The organism is Duganella hordei, from assembly GCF_040369125.1.
GTDB lineage: Bacteria > Pseudomonadota > Gammaproteobacteria > Burkholderiales > Burkholderiaceae_D > Rugamonas > Rugamonas hordei.
In genome coordinates, this window is record NZ_BPWI01000006.1 from 1 (window position 1) to 21494 (window position 21494).

The window sequence follows — 21494 nt, forward strand, 5'->3', positions numbered from 1 at the left end:
GATCCTGCTGGACGAACCGCTGTCCAACCTGGACGCCAAGCTGCGCGAGGAGGCGCGCGCCTTCCTGCGCGAGCTGATCGTGCGTATGGGCCTGTCGGCGCTGATGGTCACTCACGACCAGGCCGAGGCGATGGCGATTTCCGACCGTATCCTGCTGCTCAATAACGGCAAGATCGAACAGCAGGGCACGCCGCAAAGCATGTACGAAACGCCGGATACGCTGTTCACGGCCGAGTTCATGGGCAGTAACAACCGCCTGCCCGCCACCGTCGTGCAGCGCGACGGCGCCGATGTGCTGCTCGACGTAGGCGGCACCCGTCTGCAGGGCACGGGGCGCGGCGCCGCGTCCGGCGACCCGTCGACCATCATCCGCGTGGAGGAAGTGAAGGTCAGCGCGACGCCGGTGGACAACGCGATCCAGCTGCCGCTGCTGACCTGCATGTACCTGGGCGACCGCTTCGAATGCCTGTTCAAGAGCGAGAGCGGTCCGGAGATGAGCCTGCGCGCGTATTCCAAGTACAAGCTGGAAGCGGGCAGCTACTGGCTGCAGATGCCGGCCGATAAGCTCTGGGTGTTCTGACCCCGCAGCAGGTCTGCGTGGTCCAGGGAGCGGCGCCGCAATCGTGCGGGGCCGCTTTTTTTTATTGCTTTCTGCCAAAAGTTGGGGGTTTTGGAGAGGATTCGTGCGTGAAATCGCACAGTTTTAAAGCCTTAAGCGTAAAATAGTTGCCCAGAGTCTATTTGGTTTGGTGTGCACCATTGCCAGTCGTTTATAATTTGCACGGTACGCCGGCTGGCATTTTTGCGGCATGAGAGTGCGATTTCGCGCCTTCTTTTACCTCAAAACTCTGGATATTCAACATGCGTACAGATGGCGTCCGTTTTTCAATCGCTAGACACGCCGAATGGGCGCCCGGCCTGACTACGTCCGAAGCGTGGGCGCAGTGGGCGCAGGCGCCGTATCCCATCCAATCCGCCGAGGAGCCGGGCGTCAAGGCCATGCCCGCGATGCTGCGCCGTCGCGCAGGTTTCCTGGGGAAGATGGCACTGGAGGTCGCATACGAGTGCCTCGACGGCCGCAGCGATATCCCGACGGTTTTCTGTTCGCGGCACGGCGACGCGGCCCGCGCGCTGGCGCTGCTGGCCGACCTGGCGCGCGGCGAGGCGCTGTCGCCCACGGCTTTCGGCATGTCGGTGCATAACGCCATCGCCGGCCTGTTGACCATTGCCCGCAACGACCGCGCCAACCATATCGCGCTGGCCGGCGGCGCCGCGACCATCGAGCATGCGGTGATCGAAGCCTGCGGCCTGCTGGCCGACGGCGCGCCGATGGTGCTGCTGCTTGCCTGCGATTGTCCGCTGCCGGAATTGTTCACGCCTTTCGAGGATTGCGAAGAACAGCCGCATGCGTGGGCGTGGCTGATGACGCCTGCCGCCGATGACGCTGTCGCGCTGAGCTGGAGCGCCGGCGGCGACGCGCCGACCGGCGGCATGCCGGGCGGGTTGGAAGTGGCCGCCTTCCACCTGCGCGGCGCGCGCCGCCTTGAGCGGTGCGATGGGCGTTTGCGTTGGCGCTGGAGTCGCGATGCTTGAAACGCAAAAGGCCAGGCTGTCGCTGTATTGGCGGGTGTTTGCCACCGGCCTGAGTTTTACGGTATTCGGAGCCGGCGGCCTGGTTCTGGGTGCGCTGGTGTTTCCCTTGTTGAACCTCGTGGTGCGCCAGCCGCAGCGCCGCGTTGCGGCGGTGCGCGGGCTGATACACCGGGCCTTTCGCATTTATGTGGGTTTGATGCGGGCGCTGGGAGTGCTGCGTTATGAGATACGCGGCCTCGATAAGCTGAAACGCGGCGGCCTGCTGATACTGGCCAACCACCCGACGCTGATCGACACGGTGTTCCTGATGGCCTTCGTGAAAAACGCCGATTGCATCGTCAAGGGCGCCTTGTGGCACAACCCCTTTACGCGCGGGCCGTTGCGGGCGGCGGGCTACATCAGCAACGAGGGCGGTCCGGCGCTGGTGCAGGACTGCATCGCGTCCCTCCGGCGCGGCAATAACCTGATCGTGTTTCCGGAGGGGACGCGGACACCGGGTGACGGTGTGATCAGCATGAAGCGCGGCGCGGCGAATATCGCGGTGCGAGGCGATCGCAATATGACGCCGGTGCTGATCCGCTGCGAGCCCCCCACTCTGGGCAAGGGCGAGAAGTGGTGGCGCGTGCCGTCGCGCCGTGTGCTGATACGGATCGACGTCCAGGATGACCTGGCGATCGAAGCATTTACAGGGGGCGGCGCCAGCGAAGTGATGGCGGCGCGCCGATTGACTGAATTTTTGCAGAATTATTTTACCGGGAAGTGCCAAAGCCATGCTTGAACTGGAAGTCAAAGAACTGATCATTGATGTGCTGCAGCTCGAGGACATCACACCGGCCGACATCGACAGCGCGGCGCCGCTGTTCGTGGAGGGACTCGGCCTCGACTCGATCGACGCGCTGGAGCTGGGCGTGGCGCTGCAGAAGAAGTACGGCATTTCGCTGTCGGCCGATTCGGAAGATACCCGCCGCCACTTCGCGTCGGTACAGGCGCTGGCGGCGATGATCGACAGCCATAGAAAGAAATAAGGGAGCGGGACATGATTGAGTTGAATCACATGAGCAAGGACCAGCTGCAGGCGTGCGTGGTCGATCTGCTGGCGGAGATGTTTGAACTCGACAAGAGCGAACTGACCGCCGAATCGAATCTGTACGCCGATCTGGACATCGACAGCATCGACGCCGTGGACCTGGCCGTGAAGCTGAAACAACTGACCGGCAAGCGCCTGCAGCCGGAAGTGTTCAAGACCATCCGCACCATCGGCGACGTCGTCAACGCGCTGGCCGGCATGACGGAGCAGGCGGCGTAGGTACGATGCCGATGACTGTACTGACGGTGGCGATAACGCTGCTGTATCCGTTGGCGATCTGGTTCGGACACGGGCAGGTGGAGCCGCGCTGGCTGGCCGGCCTGTTGCTGCTGGCGGCGGCCACGCGCCTGCCGGCGCTGAAGCTGAGCGTTGCCGCCCGCTGGTCGGTGGCCGGCGCGCTGGTGCTGGTCGGTTGCGCCGTCTGGAGCAATCTGCTGCTGCCGCTGAAGCTCTACCCGGTGCTGGTGAACGCGGCGCTGCTGGCCGGCTTCGGCTACAGCCTGACCACGCCGGTGTCGGCGGTCGAGCGCATGGCGCGTTTGCGCGGCGAGGACTTCCCGCCGGCGGCGCAAGCCTATATGCGTACCGTGACGCAGGTCTGGTGCTGCTTCTTCGTGATGAATGGCGCGATCGCTTTCGCCACGGCGCTGTGGGCGTCGGAGGCGGCATGGTCGTTGTACACCGGCGTGATCTCGTACGCGCTGATGGGGCTCCTGTTCGGCGCGGAGTATCTGGTGCGCCTGCGTTTCAAGCGGTTGCATCATGTCTGACCGGATTGAAAATCTGTATGCCGCGATCGCGGCGCGCCCGGCGGCAGGACTGATCGGCCGGCGCGCGGGCGAGGGTGTGCGCAACGAGCAATTCCTGGCGCGCGTGCAGGCCTGGCATGCGCTGCTGCGCGCGCAGCCCGGCAGCGCTTTCGCCTTGTACCTGGACGACAGCATCGAGCTCGGCGCGGCGCTGCTGGGCGCCTGGCACGCCGGGAAAACCATCTGGCTGAGCGCCGATACGCTGGAGGCCAGCTGCGCCTCCCTGCGCGCTTCCGTCGACGGCTTCCTTGGCCAGTTCCCGGAGTCCCTGCAGCCTTTGCGGCCAAGTGGCGGCGCAGCTCCGGCTGCGGACCTGAGCGGCGCGCTTGCCGCGGACCTGCCGGCGCTGGTGGTGTTCACCTCCGGCAGCACGGGCGCGGCGCAAGCCATCCCTAAAAAACTCTCGCAGCTGGCCAGCGAAGTGGCGACGCTGGACGCGCTGTTTGGCGCCGCCGCCGGCGTTGGCGACGACGCTGCGGTCTTGGCGACGGTTTCGCATCAGCACATCTACGGCCTGCTGTTCAAGGTCCTGTGGCCGCTCAGTTCCGGCCGCTCCATTCATGCGGCCAGCATCAGCTATCCGGAGGAGCTGGCGCCTGCGATGGCGGCCGGTCCCTGTATGCTGGTCGCCAGTCCGGCCCACTTGAACCGCCTGCCCGATCACCTGGACTGGAGCGGCGCCGCGCGAACGCTGCAGGCTGTGTTTTCATCCGGCGGTCCGCTGTCGCCGGAAACGGCATACACAAGCGGGCGGCTGCTGGGCAAAGTACCGGTGGAAGTCTACGGCAGCTCGGAAACGGGCGGCGTGGCATGGCGCCAGCGCAGCGCCGGCGCCGATGACTCCTGGCTGCCTTTTCCGACGGTGGCATGGCGTCTCGGCGACGAGGACGGCGCGCTGGAGGTGCGCTCGCCGCACCTTGCCGACGACAACTGGCTGGCGCTGGCCGACCGCGCCGCGCGCAGCGGCGAGCAGCGTTTCCTGCTGCTGGGCCGTAACGACCGCATCGTCAAGATCGAAGAAAAGCGCATCTCGCTCAGCGGCATGGAAGCGACGCTGATCGCCTCCGGGCTGGCAGCCGAAGCGCGTGTCATGCTGTGCGAACCGGTGGCCGGCGAGCGTCAGAAGCTGGCTGCTTTCATCGTCCCGACGCCGGAAGGCAGCGCAGTGTTCGCCGCCGGCGGCAAGGCCGCATTGAACGGCCGCCTGCGCAGCGCGCTGGCCGCCACCGTGGAAGCCGTGGCCTTGCCGCGCCGCTGGCGCTATCTCGACCAGATGCCGGTCAACGCGCAGGGCAAGACCACGCTGGCCGCCTTGCTGGCGCTGCTGGACAGTGAAGACGGCATGGCCGGCCACCGTCCGCGCTTTGCGCAAATGCGCGAGCTGGAACGCGAACCCCGGCGAGTGCTGTTGGAGCTGACCGCGCCGTCGAACCTTCTGTATTTCGATGGCCATTTCGACGCGGCGCCCATCCTGCCGGGCGTGGTGCTGGTCGAGTGGGCGATGCACTACGGGCGCCAATACTTTTCGCTGCCGCCACAATTCAAGGGCATCAACGCGCTGAAGTTCCAGCAAGTGATCCAGCCGAATCAGGCGGTGCTGTTGGAGCTGCTGCACGACGCGGCCAAGGGCGGCCTGCAATTCCGTTACACGTCCGAAGCGGGACATCATGCGAGCGGGCGCGTCGTCCTGCACGCTGGAGAAGTCCATGTCTGAGTTTAAACCCTGCATCGTGGTTCCGGTCTATAACCATGAACACGCCATCGGCGCCGTGCTGGCGGGTCTGCTGGTTCACGGCGTGCCCGTCATGCTGGTGGACGACGGCTGCAGCGCGGCGTGCGCGGCGGTTCTCGATACGTTGACGCGCGAGCATTCGGACCGCGTCTGTCTGGTGCGCCTGCCGTACAACCAGGGCAAGGGTGCGGCGGTGCTGGCCGGCTTCCGCCGCGCGGCGGAACTGGGCTACAGCCATGTGCTGCAGATCGACGCCGATGGCCAGCACCGGACCGCCGACGTACCCAAGTTCCTGGAGACGGCGCGGACGCATCCGCAAGCCGTCATCGCCGGCCACCCGATCTATGACGAGTCGGTGCCGAAGGCGCGTTTGTATGGCCGCTACGCCACCCACATCTGGGTCTGGATCAATACGCTGTCGTTCGACATCAAGGACTCGATGTGCGGCTTCCGCGTCTATCCTGTGGCACCGGTCAATGCGCTGGCGGCGCGCCAAACCATCGGCGTGCGCATGAACTTCGACACCGACATCCTGGTGCGCCTGTTCTGGGACGGCCTGCAAGTGGTCAACCTGGCGACGCGGGTATCGTATCCGTCGGATGGCGTGTCGCACTTCCGCATGTGGCGCGACAATGTGCTGATCACGCGGATGCACACGGTGCTGTTCTTCGGCATGCTGCCGCGTATCCCGCGACTGCTGGCGCGAAAATGGCAGGCGCGATGAGCGGGGAGCGCGGCCGGCACTGGGCTTCGATCAACGAATTCAGTTTCGTGGCCGGCATGCGGCTGCTGTTCTGGATCTGCCGCGTATTCGGCCGCTGGCCGTTTCGCCTGTTCCTTTACCCGGTGCTGGGCTGGTATGTGCTGACCAAGCCGCAGCCGCGCCGCGCCTCGCAGGAATACCTGCGCCGCATGGCGGACTACAGCGGCCGCGCCATGCCCGGCGTGTTGCGCCATTTCGCCGCCTTCGGCGAGAGCATCCTCGACAAGATGCTGTTGTGGGGCGGCCTGTTCAGTCTCAACGATGTCGACCTGCACGGCGGCGATCTGATTACCGACGCGGCGAAGCAAGGGCGCGGCGGCCTGCTGATCTGCGCCCACCTGGGCAACATGGAACTATGCCGCGTGCTGTCGCGCCGGCGCAGCGAGATCAAGATGACGGTGCTGGTGCATACCAAGCACGCGCAGGCGTTCAACCAGATGCTGGGCCGCCTCAACCCGGACAGCCAGCTCAATCTGATGCAGGTGACGGAAATGACCCCGGCCACCGCGATGCAGCTGTCGGAAAAGGTCGCGCGGGGCGAGTTCGTCGTCATCGCCGGCGACCGGGTTCCGGTGTCGCATAATCCGCGCGTGGCGGTGGCGGACTTCCTTGGCGCGCCGGCGGCGTTCCCGGTCGGTCCGTATGTACTGGCCAGCGTGCTGCAATGCCCTGTGTATCTGCTGTTCTCCGTCCGGCAGGGCGCGCGCTCGGCGATATATTTTGAACCCTTCCGCGACTCGGTGCGCGTGCCGCGCCAGGGGCGCGACGCCGCGCTGGCGGCGCTGGCCGCCGACTACGCCAAACGGCTGGAGTACTATTGTCTGCGGGCGCCGCTGCAATGGTTTAATTTTTACGATTTCTGGCACTTACTCCAACTGGAACGCTCCGATGCACCTCGCTGACATTGCCCAACTCAATACCGCTCCGCGCACCGTGCGCTTCGACCGCGAACGCCTGACGATCGAAGACATCGTCGATATCGCGCAGGGCCGTGCCGTCGCCGAGCTGTCGGACGATCCGGCCTTCCGCGCCGCCATCACGCGCGGCGCCGATTTCCTGGATCGCCTGCTGCGCGAGGACGGCACCGTCTACGGCGTGACCACCGGCTATGGCGATTCCTGCACCGTGACGGTACCGCCGGAACTGATTGCGGAGCTGCCGCACCACCTGTACACCTATCACGGTGTCGGCCTGGGCGAATACTTCACGCCGGCGCAAACCCGCGCCATCCTGGCGTCGCGCCTGGCCTCGCTGAGCAAGGGTTATTCGGGCGTCAGCGTCGAACTGCTGCTGCAGATCACGCGCCTGCTGGACGCCGGCCTGCTGCCGCTGATCCCGTCCGAAGGCTCGGTCGGCGCCAGCGGCGACCTCACTCCGCTGTCCTATCTGGCGGCGGTGCTGTGCGGCGAGCGCGAGGTATGGCGCGACGGCGTGCAGGTGCCGGCCGCGCAGGCCTTGCGGGAAGCCGGCATCACGCCGCTGCGCTTGCGCCCGAAGGAGGGCCTGGCCATCATGAACGGCACCGCCGTGATGACAGCGCTGGCCTGCATGGCCTACGACCGCGCCGAATACCTGCTCAAGCTGAGCACCCGCATCACGGCCATGGCCTCGTTCGCGATGGACGGCAACGCCCACCACTTCGACGAAGTGCTGTTCTCGGTCAAGCCGCACGGCGGCATGCAGCAGGTGGCGGCGTGGCTGCGCAGCGACCTGCCGACCGATCAATGGGAGCGCAACGGCAAGCGACTGCAGGACCGCTACTCGATCCGCTGCGCGCCGCACGTCATCGGCGTGCTGGCCGACGCGATGCCGTTCTTCCGCTCATCGATTGAAAACGAACTCAATAGCGCCAACGACAATCCGCTGATCGACGGCGACAACGAGCGCGTGCTGCACGGCGGTCATTTCTACGGCGGCCACATCGCCTTCGCCATGGACGGCATGAAGAACGCCGTCGCCAACCTGGCCGACCTGCTGGACCGCCAGATGGCGCTGCTGGTCGACAGCCGCTACAACCATGGCCTGCCGGCCAACCTGTCCGGCGCCACCGGCCCGCGCGCGGCCATCAACCACGGCCTGAAGGCGCTGCAGATCAGCGCATCGGCATGGACGGCGGAAGCGCTCAAGCTGACCATGCCGGCCTCGGTGTTTTCGCGTTCGACCGAGTGCCACAACCAGGACAAGGTCAGCATGGGCACCATCGCCGCGCGCGACTGCCTGCGCGTGCTGGAACTGACCGAGCAGGTTGTCGCCGCGCTGCTGATCACGGTGCGCCAGGGCGTCTGGCTGCGTTGCCAGGCCAGCCCGGAACTGCAGCCGCATGCCGCGCTGGCCGCGATGCAGGAAGCGCTCGGCGCCGACATCCGGCCGGTCGAGGAAGACCGCCGCCTGGAGCCGGACCTGCGCCTGCTGCTGGAGCGCATACGCGCCAAGGCATGGGATCTGTATGCGCCGAACTAACAAGGAAAGCCGCTGGTTCGCGGAAATCGAGATGCAGGTGCAGTTCTTCGACCTGGACCCGATGGAGATCGTCTGGCACGGCCGCTACGTCAAGTACCTGGAAGTGGTGCGTTGCGCCTTGCTCGACAAGATAGGCTACAACTACCCGCAGATGAAGGAATCGGGCTACGCATGGCCGGTGATCGACATGCAGCTGCGCTACGTCGGCTCGGCCACTTTCGGCCAGAAGCTCAAGGTGCGCGCCGATATCGTCGAATGGGAAAACCGCCTGAAGATCGACTATCTGATCACCGACGCCGACACCGGCAAGCGCCTGAACCGCGCCAGCACCACGATGGTCGCCGTCGATATCGCCACCAAGGAGATGTGCTTCGTGTCGCCGCCTGTGCTGTTTGAAAAACTAGGAATCGAGCCCGTATGAAACTGATCAAATCCGTCGTGCTGGCGATCTCGCTGGCCGCATTGAACCCGGCGCAGGCTGCCGTGCCGGTCGCGAAGATCCAGGCCATGCTGGCCAAGCCGCCCGTCATGTGCGGCCGCTTCGACCAGAACAAGCAACTGGCGGGCATGAAGAAGCCGCTGGCGGCGGAGGGGCGATTCTGCGTCGTCGCCGGCAAGGGGGTGCTGTGGCGCACCTTGAAGCCTTTTCCGAGCACGCTGCGGCTGACGCGCGATGAAATCGTCAATTATCAGGGTGACCGCGTCGCCATGCGGCTTGACGCCAAGACCGAGCCCACCGTCCGCATGATCAACAACGTGCTGTTCTCGCTGCTGGCCGGCGACCTGGCGCAACTGGAATCGCTGTTTGAAGTCGACGGTACGGTCGATGCCGGCAGCTGGAGCGTTTCGCTGAAGGCGCGCTCGCCGGGGCTGGCCAAGGCTATTGGCGCCATCAAGCTTGAGGGCGGCACCTACGTCAGGAGCATCGTCATGAGCGAAGCCAGCGGCGACCGCACCAGCATCGTGTTCTCGGCGATTCAATCCGGCGAAGCGGCGATGACCAGGGAAGAGGCGGCGCTGTTTTGACGCGCAGCCGACAATTCGCGCTGCTGTGGGCGCTGGTGGTCTGCCTGCTGCTGGGGCATAACGCCTATCTGTGGCTGGTCAAGCGCATTGTGCCCGACACAGACATCATGGCGCTGCTGCCGGTGCAGGAGCGCGACCCGGTGCTGCAGCAATCGTTCTTGCACATGGTCGACGCGGCGCAACAACGGGTGGTGGTGCTGGTCGGCGCGGCGGACTGGCAGGACGCCAAATGCGCCGCCGACGCCTACAGCGCAACGCTGGACGCGCGCAAGGACTTGTTCAAAGCGACGCCGATCAACGATCAAACGCAGGCCGACTGGCTGTCGCTGTTCCAGCAGCATCGATTGACGCTGCTGACGGCACAACAGGAAGCGCAGCTGCGCGAGCAGCCGTCGCAGTTCTGGCTGGACGCGGCGCTGGCCAAGCTGTACGCGCCGTTTGGCGGACCCAAACTCGGTTCGTGGCAGGAGGACCCGTTCGGCCTGTTCTCCGGCTGGGTGCAGGAACGCGCGCAGGAAACGCCGGTGCGTCCGCGCGACGGCCACCTGTTCGTGGCCGACGCCCAGCTTCAGTATGTGCTGCTGCCGTTGACGCTGAAAGTACCCGCGCTGTCGATGACGGCGCAGGAGAGCGTGCTGCCGTTGCTGAAGCAGGCCGGCGATGCCGCCCGCAAGGCCGTGCCGCAAATGGAACTGATCGAAGCGGGAGTGATACTGCATGCCGCCGCCGCCAGTGCGCAGGCCAGCGGCGAGGTCTCGACCATCGGCATCGGTTCACTGCTCGGCATCATCCTGCTGATGTGGTTTGCCTTCCATTCCTTCAAGCCGATTTCGCTGATCCTGCTGTCGATCGGCATAGGCTGCCTCGGTGCGCTGTCGGTATGCTGGCTGCTGTTCGGCCGCGTGCACTTGCTGACGCTGGTATTTGGCGCCAGCCTGATAGGCGTCGCGCAGGATTACGGCATCTACTTCCTGTGCAACCGCCTGGCCGCAGATGAAAAAATCGATTCGCCGGCGTTGCTCAAGCGCCTGCTGCCCGGCCTGAGCCTGACCTTGCTGGCGGCGGTGATCGGCTACATGGGACTGGCGTTGACGCCGTTCCCCGGCCTGCGCCAGATGGCGGTGTTCTCGGCGCTGGGCCTGGTCTTCGCGTGGATGACGGTGGTGTTCTGGTTCCCGGCCTTGATCGGCGGCCGTACTTTGAAGAGCGGCGCACTGGTGCGGGCCTACGGTACCGCCCTGCAGCGCTGGCCGCAGTTGCGCATGAACCGTGCCACGCTGGTGGCCGCGGTCGTGTTTGTGCTGGCAGCCGGCTATGGCGTCAGCCGCCTCGGCGCCAACGACGATATCCGCCTGTTACAAACCCCTCCCAAGCACCTGATCGCGGACCAGATCAAATTGAGCAAGCTGCTGGACGCGCCGACACCGGTGCAGTACTTCCTGGTGCGTGGCGCCTCATCGGAGACGGTCTTGCAGCGCGAGGAAGCGCTGAAGGCGCGGCTGGACAAGCTGATTGCCGCGCATCGCATTTCCGGCTACCAGGCCATGTCGAACTGGGTGCCGTCGGCGCGGACCCAGGCGGCGCGGCGCGCCCTGATCGAAGAGAAGTTGCTGAACGACGGCGGTCCGCTGCAAGGATTGGCCAGGCAAACCGACGAGGATGCGCAATGGATCGCTGCCACCCGCAACGGCCTGCTGGCCGCCGCCGCGCCGCTGACGCTGGACGACTTCCTGAAGACGCCGGCCAGCGATCCGTGGCGCCACCTGTGGCTGGGCGGGATCGACGGCGGCTATGCCAGCATCGTCGCCTTGCGCGGGCTGGAAAGCAAGTCGGTGGCGGAGGTGCTGCTGGCCGCGAACGGCCTGCAAGGCGTGCAATGGGTCGACAAGGTGGCCGAGATTTCGTCGGTGCTGGGCCGCTATCGCCAGTATATGAGCTGGGTGGCGCTGGGCGCCTACGCGGTGGTGTTCGCGCTGCTGTTCCCGCGCTACCGCCGCAAGACCTGGCGCGTGCTGGCGCCTACCGCCCTGGCCAGTATCGCCACGCTGGCACTGCTGGGATATGGCGCGCAGAACCTGCAGTTGTTCCATGTGCTGGCGTTGATGCTGCTGCTGGGTGTAGGCGTCGATTACGGCATCTTCATGCAAGAGCATCCGGACCGCCGCGACCACACGCCCTGGCTGGCGGTCGGCATGTCGGCCGCGAATACGATTTTGTCCTTTGGTTTGCTCGGCTTGAGCAAGACCCCGGCGTTGCAGGCCTTCGGCCTGACGATGCTGCTGGGGACCGCGCTAGTGTGGATCATTGTTCCTTGTTTTGGCTCCATCAACGAAAGCTCGCATGACTGACGCAACGCATATTGAAACCGCCGAAATCCTGATCGTCGGCGCCGGACCTGCCGGTTCGGTCGCCGCCGCCTTGCTGCGTCAACAGGGACGGCAGGTGCTGGTGATCGAGCGCGAACAGTTCCCGCGCTTTTCCATCGGCGAGAGCCTGCTGCCGCAAAGTATGGCCTATCTGGAGCAGGCCGGCATGCTGCAGGCGGTGGTCGAAGCGGGCTTCCAGTTCAAGAACGGCGCCGCCTTCATGCGCAATGGCCGCTATACCGATTTCGATTTCCGTGACAAGCACACCGCCGGATGGGGCACGACCTACCAGGTGCAGCGCGCCGATTTCGATCACGTGCTGGCCAAGGAGGCCGAACGCTTCGGCGCCGAAGTGCGCTATCGCCACGAGGTAGTGAACATCGAACTGGGGCTGGGCGCCAACGGCGGTGCCCGCGTCACCGTGAAGGACGCGGACGGACAGCAGTACCAGGTGGACGCCGGCTTCATCTTGGACGCCAGCGGCTTTGGCCGCATCCTGCCGCGCCTCCTGAAACTGGAGACGCCATCGAACTTCCCGGTGCGCGGCGCGATCTTCACGCATATCGAGGACGGCATACGCGGCGGCGGTTTTGACCGCAACAAGATACGTGTGACGGTCCATCCCGAGCACTGCGACGTCTGGTTCTGGACCATTCCGTTCGCGGGCGGCCGTTGCTCGCTGGGCGTGGTGGCGGAGACCGGTTTCCTGGACCGCTACCAGGGCAGCGCCACCGAGCGCCTGCAAGCCATCGTGGCGGAAGAACCGTCGCTGCAAGCCTTGCTGGCCGACGCCAAGTGGGATACGCCGGCGCGCCAGATCGTCGGCTACTCGGCCAACGTCGAGAAACTGTGGGGGCAGGGCTACGCGCTGCTGGGCAACGCGGGCGAATTCCTCGACCCGGTGTTTTCGTCGGGCGTGACCATCGCCTTCAAATCGGCCAGCATGGCGGCGGCCGCGCTGCAACGCCTGTTCGCCGGCGAGACTGTCGATTGGCAAGCCGATTACGGCGCGCCGCTGCGCAAGGGTGTCGACACCTTCCGCGCGTTTGTCGAATCCTGGTACGCCGGCGGCTTCCAGAAGATCATCTTCCACGAGAACCAGCAGCCGGAGGTGAAGCGCATGATCTCGGCGATCCTGGCTGGTTATGCGTGGGACCTGAGCAATCCCTTCGTCAAGGAGACCTCGCGCAGGCTGGCGGCGCTGGAGGCGGTATGTACGCCGGAGTGATGTGGCGCAGGGTATCGGCGACGCTGCCGGTCACACTCGGGCTGCTGCTGGGCGGCTGCGCCATCGCGCCGCGGGCGCCGGCGCCCGCGCGGCTGGGACTGAAGCTGGCGCCGGCGGCGCTGGGCACCTCGATCAGCGTGCAGCAGCATCTGACAGTGGAGCGCAACGGCCGCACCGACGATCTCGATGTGGCGCTGCAGGTGGAACCGGAGGCGATCGACGTGGTGGGCCTGGCGTTCGGCCAGCGCGTGCTGACGCTGCATTACGACGGCAAGGAAGTGACATCGTGGCGCCATGTCATGCTGCCTTCGCAAGTGCGTGCCGAGGACGTGCTGGAAGACATGCAGCTGACGCTGTGGCCGGCCGCGGCGGTTGCCGCGGCGCTGCCGCAGGGCTGGCGCATCGCGGAACAAGGCCTGGGGCGCACGTTGTACCTGGACGAGGAGCCTGTGATGCGGATAAGCTACAGCGGCATGCCGCGCTGGAGCGGCACCGTGGTGTTGGAAAATATCCGATATCACTATAAGCTGACGATACAGGCTGCGCCGAATACCGATTGAGACTGAGTTTATGCAGAATTTTCACCTGAACGCTTGCGGCATCATCTGCGCGCTCGGCGACGGCGCCGCGCAGGTCAAGGCGCGTCTTTACGCCGGGGAGACCGGCGTGGCGATGACGGAGCAGTGGTCGCCGGGACGCGAGCTGCCGCTGGGCCGTGCGCCGGATGAACTGCCGTCGGTTCGGCATCTGCCGGTCCAGCATCGCAGCCGCAATAACGCGCTGGCGCTGGCGGCGCTGGCGCAGATACGCCCCGCGGTCGATGCGGCGATCGCCCGCTACGGCGCGGACCGCGTCGGCGTGCTGATCGGCACCAGCACCTCCGGCATCGGCGAGACGGAACAGGCGCTGCGCCATCACGCTCTGTCCGGCGCCTTGCCGCCGGACTTTCATTACGGCTCGCAGGAGATGGGTTCGCCCGCCGCTATGCTGGCGCTGGAGCTGGGCCTCGCCGGTCCGGCCTACGTGCATTCGAGCGCGTGCTCGTCGAGCGCCAAGGCCATGGCCAGCGCGGCGCGCCTGATCAAGATGGGGCTATGCGACGCTGTGCTGACCGGCGGCGTCGATTCGCTTTGCGCGTTCACGGTGGCCGGCTTCGCGGCGTTGGAGTCGGTCAGCGCGGCGCAATGCAATCCGATGAGCGCCAACCGCAACGGCATCAATATCGGCGAGGGCGCCGCCCTGTTCCTGATGAGCGCCGAAGCCGACGGCGCGGCGCCGGTAGCCTTGCTGGGCTGGGGCGAATCGTCGGATGGCCATCACATGTCCGCGCCGGATCCGTCCGGCACCGGTGCGCGGCTGGCGATGGCGCAGGCGCTGGAGCGCGCCGGTGTCGGCGCGGCGCAGGTCGAATACATCAATATGCACGGCACCGCGACGCAGCAGAACGACGCAATGGAGTCGCGCGTCATCGAGTCGCTGTTCGGCCTGGACGTGCCGGTCAGCTCTACCAAGCCGTTCACCGGCCATACGCTGGGCGCGGCGGCCGCCATTGAGGCGGCGCTGTGCTGGCTGGCCATGCAGGACGATAACCCGCAAGGCCGCCTGCCGCCGCACTTGTGGGACGGCGTTGCCGATCCGGCGCTGCCGGCGCTGAACCTGGTGCCGCGCGGCGCCGCGCTGGGACGTCCGCTGCGGCTTGCGTTGAGCAGTTCCTTTGCTTTCGGCGGCTCCAATGCCGCGCTGCTGCTGGGGAGGACTTCATGAGCATGCCGGATATCCGTGCGCTGGTGCCGCATTCCGGCCAGATGGTGCTGCTGGACCGCGTGCTGAGCGCCGACATCGACAACCTGTGCGCCGAAGTGCGCATCCGCGCCGACAGCATGCTGGCCAGTGAACACGGCGTGGGCGCGTGGGTGGGCATCGAATACATGGCGCAGGCGATTGCCGCGCACGCGGGCTGGCTGGCGCAGCGGCGCGGTGAAGAAGTCAAGGTCGGCTTGCTGCTCGGCTCGCGCAAGTACGAAGCGAAGGTGACGTACTTTGCCCCCGGCAGCCTGCTGACGGTGCATGTGCACCGGGTGCTGTCGGCCGATAACGGACTGGGCGCGTTCGAGTGCCGCATCGACGCCGATGATGGCGCGGGCGGCGTGGCAAGTGCGGCGACAGCCACCGTGACGGTTTTCCAGCCCAACAATGTCAATCAATTTATCGAAGATGGAAACGTGGCATGAATCAGAATAAATCCATGAGCGTGCTGGTGACGGGGTCTTCCCGAGGCATCGGCAAGGCGATCGCGCTGCGCCTGGCGCGCGACGGTTACGACGTGGTGCTGCATTGCCGCAGCCAGCGCGGCGAGGCCGACGCGGTCGCGCAAGAGATCGTGGAAATGGGCCGCGCGGTGCGCGTGCTGCAGTTCGATATCAGCGACCGCGCCGCCACCGCCGCCGCGCTGGAGGCGGACATCGGGCAGCACGGCTGCTACTACGGCGTGGTGTGCAATGCCGGCGTCGCGCGCGACAACGCCTTCCCGGCGATGTCCGGTGAGGACTGGGACATCGTGCTGCAAACGAACCTCGATGGTTTCTACAATGTGCTCAATCCGTTGGTGATGCCGCTGGTCCAGCGCCGCAAGCCGGGCCGCATCGTCACGCTGGCGTCGGTGTCGGGATTGATCGGCAACCGCGGCCAGGTCAACTACAGCGCAGCCAAGGCCGGCATCATCGGCGCCACCAAGGCGTTGGCGCTGGAGCTGGCCAAGCGCGCCATCACCGTCAATTGCGTGGCGCCGGGACTGATCGAGACCGACATGACCAGCGACGTGCCGATGGAGGAAGCGCTGAAGATGATACCGGCGCGGCGAGTCGGTAAACCGGAGGAGGTGGCGGCCGCCGTCAGCTTCCTGATCGGCGAGGAAGCTGGCTATATCACGCGCCAGGTCATCTCCGTCAACGGAGGTCTGGCATGAGCCGGCGCGTCGCCGTCACCGGCATGGCCGGCATCAGCCCGATCGGCAACGACTGGGCCACGATCCGCGAACGACTGGGCCAGTACCGCAACGCCATCGTGCGGATGTCGGAATGGGATGATTACGACGGACTCAATACCCGCCTGGGCGCACCGGCGGCGCCGTTCGAACTGACCGAACGCTACAACCGCAAGGCGATCCGCAGCATGGGCCGCGTGGCGCTGATGGCCACCCGCGCCAGCGAACTGGCGCTGGCCGACGCCGGCCTGCTGGAGCATCCGCTGCTCAAGAGCGGCGACATGGGCGTGTCGTTCGGCTCGTCGGCGGGCACGCCGAGCGCCATCGGCGACTTTGGCCGCATGATGGAGGAGCGCACCACCAAGGGCATCAACGCGACCACCTATATCAAGATGATGGCACATACGGCGCCGGTCAATATCGGCGTGTTCTTCGGTCTGACCGGCCGGGTGATCACCACGTCCAGCGCCTGCACCTCGGGCAGCCAGGGTATCGGCTATGCCTATGAAGCCATCCGCGGCGGCAAGCAACTGGCGATGGTGGCCGGCGGCGCAGAGGAATTGTGCGCCACCGAGGCGGCGGTGTTCGACACGCTGTTCGCCACCAGCACCCGCAACGACGCCGGCCATACGACGCCGCGTCCGTTCGACGCCGGCCGCGACGGCCTGGTGATCGGCGAGGGCGCCGGCTGCCTGATCCTGGAAGACCTGGAGCATGCGCAGGCACGCGGGGCCGTGATCCATGCGGAGCTGGTGGGCTTCGGCACCAACAGCGACGGCTGCCACGTGACGCAGCCGAATGCGGCGACGATGCAGAAGGCGATGCAGCTGGCCCTGCTGGACGCGGGCCTGCAGCCCTCGGACATCGGCTACATCAACGCGCACGGCACCGGCACGCAGCAGGGAGACATCGCCGAGTCGCAGGCGACGATGGCCGTCTTCGGCGGCGCCACGCCGATCAGCTCACTGAAAAGCTATACCGGCCATACGCTAGGCGCTTGCGGCGCGCTGGAAGCCTGGGTCAGCATCGAAATGATGCGCGAGGGCTGGTTTGCGCCGACCATCAACCTGGAACAGATCGATGCGGAGTGCGCTCCGCTGGACTACATCGTCGGCGAGGGCCGGGCGTTGCAGTGCGAGTACGTGATGTCGAATAACTTCGCATTCGGCGGCATCAATACCTCGCTGATTTTCAAACGGTGGAGTAGCTGAATGCCCGCCCCGGCTTTGCTTTGGCTGGTGGATGCGGCCGCGGTTGCGGACGACGATCTGCTGCGGTTCCGCGGCTGGCTGGGGCCCGGCGAAACGGCGCGCTACCAGCGCTTCGTGCGCGCCCAGCGGCAGCGGCAGTTCGTCGTCGGACGGGTGCTGCTGCGTCTGGTGTTGAGCCGCCTGCTCGGTGCGGCGCCGCAGGATATCCGGCTTGAAGAGCAGATCGCCAAGGCGCCGCGCCTGATCGCGCCTGCGGTCAAGGGCGGCCTGCCGGGTTTCAGCATCGCGCACAGCGGCCGCTGGGTTGCTTGCGCGGCCAGCGCGCAGACGGCGCTGGGGCTGGATATCGAGATGATGGACGCCGGCCGCGACCTGGCCGCGCTGGCGGAACAGGCGTTCGACAGTGCCGAGATGGCGCAGTGGCAGCGACTGCGGACGCTGCCCGATGCGCAGCGCGTCGAAGGCTTTTACCGCCTGTGGAGCGAGAAGGAAGCGCGCTTCAAATTGGGATTGGCGGCAGGCGGGCATTGCGTCGCGCTGCCGCATGCGGAGCTGTCGGTGGTGTTGTGCAGCGAGCTGCCGCTGGATCAGCCGACGGTGGAAATCGTCACGCTGCCTTAATCAATTCCACAGCCAGTTCCACAGGCCGGGCAAACGCGGCTTGGTGTTCGGGTCGCTGACGGAGGCGGCCAGTGCGGCGCGTTCGAGTTCGTCATGGTCGTCGTAGAAAGGCTTGGCGGCCAGCGGCACGTCCAGTTCATGCGCCACGTCGAGCAGGATCTCCATGTACTCCTGGATGTGGCGCGACGTGTAGGTATTGACGTCGTGGAAGGTGACGACGACCGGTGTGACGCCGTCCGATACGGGCATGGCGCCGGCGGCCCAGCGTTTGCGCGTTTCCGCCAGGTGGGTCAGCATGTTCGAGCGCTTGTGCCAGCTGAAGTTGACGCCGTAGATTTTGCCGTCGTTGGCGCTCAGGTCGGTCAGCAGCATCTGCATGCCGTGCTGGTGATACGACTCCAGCGTGCCGGCGTCGTAGGCCCAGAACGGCGGACGTACCAGCTTGGGGGCGGCGCCGGTGACGCTGACCAGGTCATCGACGCCGTTTTGCATCGATTCGTCCAGCGCCTGGCGGCTCATGAGGCGGTGGTTCGAATGAAAAGTGGTGGCCGAATGCAGCGCGACGACGTGGCCTTCGTCGTATTCGCGTTTGATCAGGGCGCGTCCGACATCGGTTCCGCCGCCGTGCCAGGCGCGGGTCTGGGTGAAGAACACGGCCTTGATATTGTCCTGCAGCGGATTGTGCGCCAGCGTTTCGAGGATATGTACGGTCGGATTGCCGCTTTCGGCAGCGGCGGGGCCGTCGTCGAAGGTCAGCAGGAATCGTACGGGCGCAGGTTCGGCCGCCGCTGCGGCGTTCAGCAGCAGCGACAGCGATACAGCGAGCAGGTGGGATCGAAGGACTGGCACGGAGGCATTGTACGTGAATTCCTCCACCTCCCCTCTAGTCGTTCAAGCTCCAAACGTACTGCATCCTGGTCCAGGACTGCTGCGGCACGCCATCCACCGTGCCCGGCCTGAATTTGCACAGGCCCAGTCCGACCTGCGCGGCGCGATCCAGTTCGCGGAAGCCGCTCGATTTCTCCACTTTTGAATCGGCCACCCGGCCGTCGGTGCCGATCAGCAGCGCCAGTGTGACGGTGCCCGTGTCGCCGTTGCGCAGCGCGTTCTTCGGATAGTCCGGCTTCGCGCAGGCATTCGAATCCACCACCGCCGCCACCTGCACCGGCGCCGCTTTCACCTGGGTCTTGGCGCCGTTGTCGGCAACGCCGGTCGGTGCTTGCTGCACCGGCGTTTGCTCCGTCATTGGCCGTGCCGTGACCGGCGGCGGATTGGTCGCGACCACCGGCGTTTCCACCGGCGGCACGAAGATGTCCGGCGTGGATGGCGGCGGCAGCGGCACGTCCGGCGGCAGTACCTGCGGTGGCGGCGGCTTGATGTCGGTCGGCGTCAGGTCGATCACCGCTTCCTTCGGATGGAACACCGTCAGCTTGGAGCCGTGCAGGAAGGCGGCCAGCAGCGCCACGTGGAGCGCAGCGACGACGGTAAGGCCGGTCAGGTTCTTTTTCGGTTGCATAAGTGCTCCTTGGTGGTGGGTGTTATTGCTACATGTTGGAAGTATACTATTCTATGTAATAGCAAAATAAAAGGAAATTTGAGGAATATTTTGCTGCTTCATGGTGTGGTATGCTTCCACCATCAGGTAGAAAACCATTCTTCGAGGTAGCAATGAAAAAAATACGGGTCATGCTGGCGGACGATCATCCGATCGTGATGACGGGTTTTGCGATGTCGCTGACGGGGCAGGGGCTGGACGTGGTGGCGCAGGCGCGCACGCCGGAGGAGGCGCTGGAACAGCACAAGCGGCTGGCGCCGGACGTGATCGTGCTCGACATCCGCTTCGGCGACCAGTTGACCGGACTGGATGTGGCCAAGCAGATCCTGGCGCAGGCGCCGTCGGCCGCCATCGTCTTCCTCAGCCAGTTCGACCAGGACAGCCTGATCAAGGAAACCTACCGCCTCGGCGGCCGCGCCTTCATGACCAAGGATTGCGATCCGGCCGACCTGGCGGCTGCCGTGCGGCGCGCGCATGAGGGCGAGCTGTACTTCCTGCCGCACATCGCCGAGCGGCTGGCGAATCTGTCGGTGCGCGGCGACGCGTCGCCGCAGTCGCAGCTGGACGAGCGGGCATTGGAGATCTTCACGCTGATGGCCGAGGGGCTGACCAACGCGGAGATCGCCGAGAAGCTCGACGTCTCCACCAAGACCATCAGCAATATCAGCCAGGCGGTGAAGGAAAAGCTGGGCGTGCACCGGCCGGCCTACATCACGCGGCTGGCGGTCAAGCACGGCCTGATCGAGCCCTGAGCCGATGCGCCTCGACTTCTGGCGTCACTGGAGCGTGCGCGCGCGGCTGCTGGCAATTACGGTGACACCGCTGGCGTACATGTTCTGCACCTTCGTCTGGTATGCCTATCAATCGCGCTTGTCGGAAGTGCGCGAGGAGATGGCGGAGCGCGGACCGCTGGTGGCCAAGGTGCTGGCCGACAGCAGCGAATTCAGCCTGCTGACGCATCGCTACGATGACCTGAAGCCGACCATCAACGGCCTGCTGCGCGCCGACGCCAGCATCTACCGCATCGACGTGCTCGACGCGCAGCGCCGCGAACTGCTGCATGCTGCGGCGCGCGCGCCCGGCGAGCCGGATGCCCGCTACTACGAGGCGCCGGTGCTCAAGCGGCTGATGTTCGTGACCATGCTGGCGGCCGACGGCAAGCCGTACCTGAAGGACAAGGCGGCAAGTGCCAGCAGCGTGGCTGTCGAGACGATGGGCTATGTGCGGGTGACGATGTCGCCTTCGGCGCTGCTGGTCAAGCAGACCAGGCGCTTTTACGTGGAGCTGCTGGTGGCCAGCTTCGGCCTGCTGGCCTGCGCGCTGCTGGCCTGGCAGCTGTCGAAGGGATTGAACGCCTCGCTGCAGTCGTCGATGCGGGCGCTGCGCGAGGCGGACGCCGAGAAGCGCCGCCTGATCCGCAAGGTCAATACGGCGGTGGAGGATGAACGCAAGAGCATCGCGCTGGAGATACACGATGAGCTCAACGCCACGCTGATCGCGGCGCGGCTGGAGGCGCAGCGCATCGTCGATGTCAGCGAGGCGGGTGAGGTGCGCGAGCGTGCGCAGTCCATCATCAAGCTGGCGCTGGGTCTGTACAACAGCGGCCGCACGCTGGTGCGACGCCTGCGTCCCGAAGTGCTGGACATGCTCGGTCTCGATGGCGCGATAGAGGAGATGGTGCGCCACTACGACGGCGCCCATGCCGGCTGCCGTTTCGTGTTCCATGCAGAAGGCGACTACGCGCGGCTGCCGGGCGAGATCGGCATATCGGCTTACCGCATCGTGCAGGAGGCGCTGTCCAACGTCGTCAAGCACGCGCGCGCGACGCAGGTGACGGTGGCGCTGTCGCTCGACGCTGCGGGCCTGCGCATGCGCATCGCCGACAACGGCGCCGGCTTCGATCCGGCGCTGGCGTCGGCCGGCATCGGCATCGTCGGCATGCGCGAGCGCGTGGCCGCCTTCGACGGCCGCATCGACGTCGACACCGCTATCGGGGCCGGCACCCGCATCGCCATATTCATACCCATCGGCGCAGGTGTATAGTGAAACGGTGACTTCCT

24 protein-coding genes are annotated in these 21494 nt (G+C 65.8%); 22 read left to right on the plus strand and 2 right to left on the minus strand.

All coding sequences use genetic code 11. The features are described from left to right. The 20 genes from ABWW33_RS15370 to ABWW33_RS15465 all read left to right on the plus strand — a co-directional run. Positions 1 to 580 (plus strand): ABC transporter ATP-binding protein (locus tag ABWW33_RS15370; protein ID WP_444550997.1); only part of this gene is annotated, 580 nt, incomplete at its 5' end. A gap of 281 nt (positions 581 to 861) precedes the next feature. Beyond that, positions 862 to 1593, plus strand: a complete 732-nt coding sequence (locus ABWW33_RS15375; RefSeq protein ID WP_353402652.1) for a beta-ketoacyl synthase chain length factor — start codon at positions 862 to 864, stop codon at positions 1591 to 1593. Further along, positions 1586 to 2371, plus strand: coding sequence for a lysophospholipid acyltransferase family protein (locus ABWW33_RS15380; RefSeq protein ID WP_353402654.1), 786 nt, complete (start codon positions 1586 to 1588; stop codon positions 2369 to 2371). The genes ABWW33_RS15375 and ABWW33_RS15380 overlap by 8 nt, the downstream gene beginning before the upstream one ends. Then, a complete protein-coding gene (locus tag ABWW33_RS15385; RefSeq protein ID WP_043481206.1) occupies positions 2364 to 2618 on the plus strand; it encodes a phosphopantetheine-binding protein in 255 nt (84 codons plus the stop codon). Before ABWW33_RS15380 ends, ABWW33_RS15385 begins: the two co-directional genes overlap by 8 nt. 11 nt (positions 2619 to 2629) lie before the next feature. Continuing rightward, positions 2630 to 2899: an acyl carrier protein gene (locus tag ABWW33_RS15390; RefSeq protein ID WP_436144146.1), complete on the plus strand. Its 270-nt coding sequence runs from the start codon at positions 2630 to 2632 to the stop codon at positions 2897 to 2899. Between the two features lie 5 nt (positions 2900 to 2904). Further along, positions 2905 to 3450, plus strand: a complete 546-nt coding sequence (locus ABWW33_RS15395) for a COG4648 family protein (protein ID WP_353402656.1) — start codon at positions 2905 to 2907, stop codon at positions 3448 to 3450. Continuing rightward, the gene (locus tag ABWW33_RS15400; RefSeq protein ID WP_353402658.1) at positions 3443 to 5203 is read left to right on the plus strand and encodes an ApeI family dehydratase; all 1761 of its coding nucleotides are present in this window, start codon (positions 3443 to 3445) and stop codon (positions 5201 to 5203) included. The genes ABWW33_RS15395 and ABWW33_RS15400 overlap by 8 nt, the downstream gene beginning before the upstream one ends. Further along, entirely contained in the window at positions 5196 to 5945 is a 750-nt protein-coding gene (locus ABWW33_RS15405; RefSeq protein ID WP_353402660.1) for a glycosyltransferase family 2 protein, read from the plus strand. Before ABWW33_RS15400 ends, ABWW33_RS15405 begins: the two co-directional genes overlap by 8 nt. Beyond that, positions 5930 to 6886: a lysophospholipid acyltransferase family protein gene (locus tag ABWW33_RS15410; RefSeq protein ID WP_353402662.1), complete on the plus strand. Its 957-nt coding sequence runs from the start codon at positions 5930 to 5932 to the stop codon at positions 6884 to 6886. The genes ABWW33_RS15405 and ABWW33_RS15410 overlap by 16 nt, the downstream gene beginning before the upstream one ends. After that, positions 6873 to 8444 carry an HAL/PAL/TAL family ammonia-lyase gene (locus tag ABWW33_RS15415; RefSeq protein ID WP_353402664.1) on the plus strand — a complete coding sequence of 524 codons (1572 nt, stop codon included), beginning with the start codon at positions 6873 to 6875 and terminating at the stop codon, positions 8442 to 8444. Before ABWW33_RS15410 ends, ABWW33_RS15415 begins: the two co-directional genes overlap by 14 nt. Beyond that, positions 8431 to 8865, plus strand: a complete 435-nt coding sequence (locus ABWW33_RS15420; RefSeq protein WP_353402666.1) for an acyl-CoA thioesterase — start codon at positions 8431 to 8433, stop codon at positions 8863 to 8865. The genes ABWW33_RS15415 and ABWW33_RS15420 overlap by 14 nt, the downstream gene beginning before the upstream one ends. Next, on the plus strand, positions 8862 to 9470 hold the full coding sequence (locus tag ABWW33_RS15425) for an outer membrane lipoprotein carrier protein LolA (RefSeq protein WP_353402668.1): 609 nt from the start codon (positions 8862 to 8864) through the stop codon (positions 9468 to 9470). Before ABWW33_RS15420 ends, ABWW33_RS15425 begins: the two co-directional genes overlap by 4 nt. Beyond that, positions 9467 to 11818, plus strand: a complete 2352-nt coding sequence (locus ABWW33_RS15430) for an MMPL family transporter (protein WP_353402670.1) — start codon at positions 9467 to 9469, stop codon at positions 11816 to 11818. Before ABWW33_RS15425 ends, ABWW33_RS15430 begins: the two co-directional genes overlap by 4 nt. Beyond that, on the plus strand, positions 11811 to 13064 hold the full coding sequence (locus ABWW33_RS15435; protein WP_353402672.1) for an NAD(P)/FAD-dependent oxidoreductase: 1254 nt from the start codon (positions 11811 to 11813) through the stop codon (positions 13062 to 13064). Before ABWW33_RS15430 ends, ABWW33_RS15435 begins: the two co-directional genes overlap by 8 nt. Next, a complete protein-coding gene (locus ABWW33_RS15440) occupies positions 13049 to 13624 on the plus strand; it encodes a DUF3261 domain-containing protein (protein ID WP_353402674.1) in 576 nt (191 codons plus the stop codon). Before ABWW33_RS15435 ends, ABWW33_RS15440 begins: the two co-directional genes overlap by 16 nt. A gap of 10 nt (positions 13625 to 13634) precedes the next feature. Next, positions 13635 to 14828, plus strand: coding sequence for a beta-ketoacyl-ACP synthase (locus ABWW33_RS15445; RefSeq protein ID WP_353402676.1), 1194 nt, complete (start codon positions 13635 to 13637; stop codon positions 14826 to 14828). Then, positions 14825 to 15295, plus strand: coding sequence for a hotdog family protein (locus tag ABWW33_RS15450; RefSeq protein WP_353402678.1), 471 nt, complete (start codon positions 14825 to 14827; stop codon positions 15293 to 15295). Before ABWW33_RS15445 ends, ABWW33_RS15450 begins: the two co-directional genes overlap by 4 nt. Further along, a complete protein-coding gene (fabG, locus tag ABWW33_RS15455; protein ID WP_353402680.1) occupies positions 15292 to 16029 on the plus strand; it encodes a 3-oxoacyl-ACP reductase FabG in 738 nt (245 codons plus the stop codon). Before ABWW33_RS15450 ends, fabG begins: the two co-directional genes overlap by 4 nt. Next, positions 16026 to 17258, plus strand: coding sequence for a beta-ketoacyl-ACP synthase (locus ABWW33_RS15460; protein WP_353402682.1), 1233 nt, complete (start codon positions 16026 to 16028; stop codon positions 17256 to 17258). The genes fabG and ABWW33_RS15460 overlap by 4 nt, the downstream gene beginning before the upstream one ends. After that, a complete protein-coding gene (locus ABWW33_RS15465; protein WP_353402684.1) occupies positions 17259 to 17879 on the plus strand; it encodes a 4'-phosphopantetheinyl transferase family protein in 621 nt (206 codons plus the stop codon). On the opposite strand, the gene ABWW33_RS15470 is transcribed toward ABWW33_RS15465, so the two are convergent. Further along, complete coding sequence (locus ABWW33_RS15470) at positions 17880 to 18728, minus strand: polysaccharide deacetylase family protein (protein WP_353402686.1); 849 nt, start codon at positions 18726 to 18728, stop codon at positions 17880 to 17882. It abuts the gene before it with no gap. A gap of 34 nt (positions 18729 to 18762) precedes the next feature. Then, entirely contained in the window at positions 18763 to 19395 is a 633-nt protein-coding gene (locus ABWW33_RS15475; protein ID WP_176652042.1) for an energy transducer TonB, read from the minus strand. 152 nt (positions 19396 to 19547) lie between these two features. Here ABWW33_RS15475 and ABWW33_RS15480 point away from each other — a divergent pair, with 152 nt between their 5' ends. Together ABWW33_RS15480 and ABWW33_RS15485 are read left to right on the plus strand one after the other, a co-directional pair. Then, positions 19548 to 20186: a response regulator transcription factor gene (locus tag ABWW33_RS15480; RefSeq protein ID WP_353402687.1), complete on the plus strand. Its 639-nt coding sequence runs from the start codon at positions 19548 to 19550 to the stop codon at positions 20184 to 20186. Between the two features lie 4 nt (positions 20187 to 20190). Then, the gene (locus ABWW33_RS15485) at positions 20191 to 21477 is read left to right on the plus strand and encodes an ATP-binding protein (RefSeq protein WP_353402689.1); all 1287 of its coding nucleotides are present in this window, start codon (positions 20191 to 20193) and stop codon (positions 21475 to 21477) included. Positions 21478 to 21494: the final 17 nt, after the last annotated feature.

Excerpts from the sequence above, each read along its gene's own strand:
- ABWW33_RS15375 (WP_353402652.1), top strand. The coding sequence starts at position 862 with ATGCGTACAGATGGCGTCCGTTTTTCAATCGCTAGACACGCCGAATGG.
- ABWW33_RS15380 (WP_353402654.1), top strand. The coding sequence starts at position 1,586 with ATGCTTGAAACGCAAAAGGCCAGGCTGTCGCTGTATTGGCGGGTGTTT.
- ABWW33_RS15385 (WP_043481206.1), top strand. The coding sequence starts at position 2,364 with ATGCTTGAACTGGAAGTCAAAGAACTGATCATTGATGTGCTGCAGCTC.
- ABWW33_RS15390 (WP_436144146.1), top strand. The coding sequence starts at position 2,630 with ATGATTGAGTTGAATCACATGAGCAAGGACCAGCTGCAGGCGTGCGTG.
- ABWW33_RS15395 (WP_353402656.1), top strand. The coding sequence starts at position 2,905 with ATGCCGATGACTGTACTGACGGTGGCGATAACGCTGCTGTATCCGTTG.
- ABWW33_RS15400 (WP_353402658.1), top strand. The coding sequence starts at position 3,443 with ATGTCTGACCGGATTGAAAATCTGTATGCCGCGATCGCGGCGCGCCCG.
- ABWW33_RS15405 (WP_353402660.1), top strand. The coding sequence starts at position 5,196 with ATGTCTGAGTTTAAACCCTGCATCGTGGTTCCGGTCTATAACCATGAA.
- ABWW33_RS15410 (WP_353402662.1), top strand. The coding sequence starts at position 5,930 with ATGGCAGGCGCGATGAGCGGGGAGCGCGGCCGGCACTGGGCTTCGATC.
- ABWW33_RS15415 (WP_353402664.1), top strand. The coding sequence starts at position 6,873 with ATGCACCTCGCTGACATTGCCCAACTCAATACCGCTCCGCGCACCGTG.
- ABWW33_RS15420 (WP_353402666.1), top strand. The coding sequence starts at position 8,431 with ATGCGCCGAACTAACAAGGAAAGCCGCTGGTTCGCGGAAATCGAGATG.
- ABWW33_RS15425 (WP_353402668.1), top strand. The coding sequence starts at position 8,862 with ATGAAACTGATCAAATCCGTCGTGCTGGCGATCTCGCTGGCCGCATTG.
- ABWW33_RS15435 (WP_353402672.1), top strand. The coding sequence starts at position 11,811 with ATGACTGACGCAACGCATATTGAAACCGCCGAAATCCTGATCGTCGGC.
- ABWW33_RS15440 (WP_353402674.1), top strand. The coding sequence starts at position 13,049 with ATGTACGCCGGAGTGATGTGGCGCAGGGTATCGGCGACGCTGCCGGTC.
- ABWW33_RS15445 (WP_353402676.1), top strand. The coding sequence starts at position 13,635 with ATGCAGAATTTTCACCTGAACGCTTGCGGCATCATCTGCGCGCTCGGC.
- ABWW33_RS15450 (WP_353402678.1), top strand. The coding sequence starts at position 14,825 with ATGAGCATGCCGGATATCCGTGCGCTGGTGCCGCATTCCGGCCAGATG.
- fabG (WP_353402680.1), top strand. The coding sequence starts at position 15,292 with ATGAATCAGAATAAATCCATGAGCGTGCTGGTGACGGGGTCTTCCCGA.
- ABWW33_RS15460 (WP_353402682.1), top strand. The coding sequence starts at position 16,026 with ATGAGCCGGCGCGTCGCCGTCACCGGCATGGCCGGCATCAGCCCGATC.
- ABWW33_RS15465 (WP_353402684.1), top strand. The coding sequence starts at position 17,259 with ATGCCCGCCCCGGCTTTGCTTTGGCTGGTGGATGCGGCCGCGGTTGCG.
- ABWW33_RS15475 (WP_176652042.1), bottom strand. The coding sequence starts at position 19,395 with ATGCAACCGAAAAAGAACCTGACCGGCCTTACCGTCGTCGCTGCGCTC.
- ABWW33_RS15480 (WP_353402687.1), top strand. The coding sequence starts at position 19,548 with ATGAAAAAAATACGGGTCATGCTGGCGGACGATCATCCGATCGTGATG.
- ABWW33_RS15485 (WP_353402689.1), top strand. The coding sequence starts at position 20,191 with ATGCGCCTCGACTTCTGGCGTCACTGGAGCGTGCGCGCGCGGCTGCTG.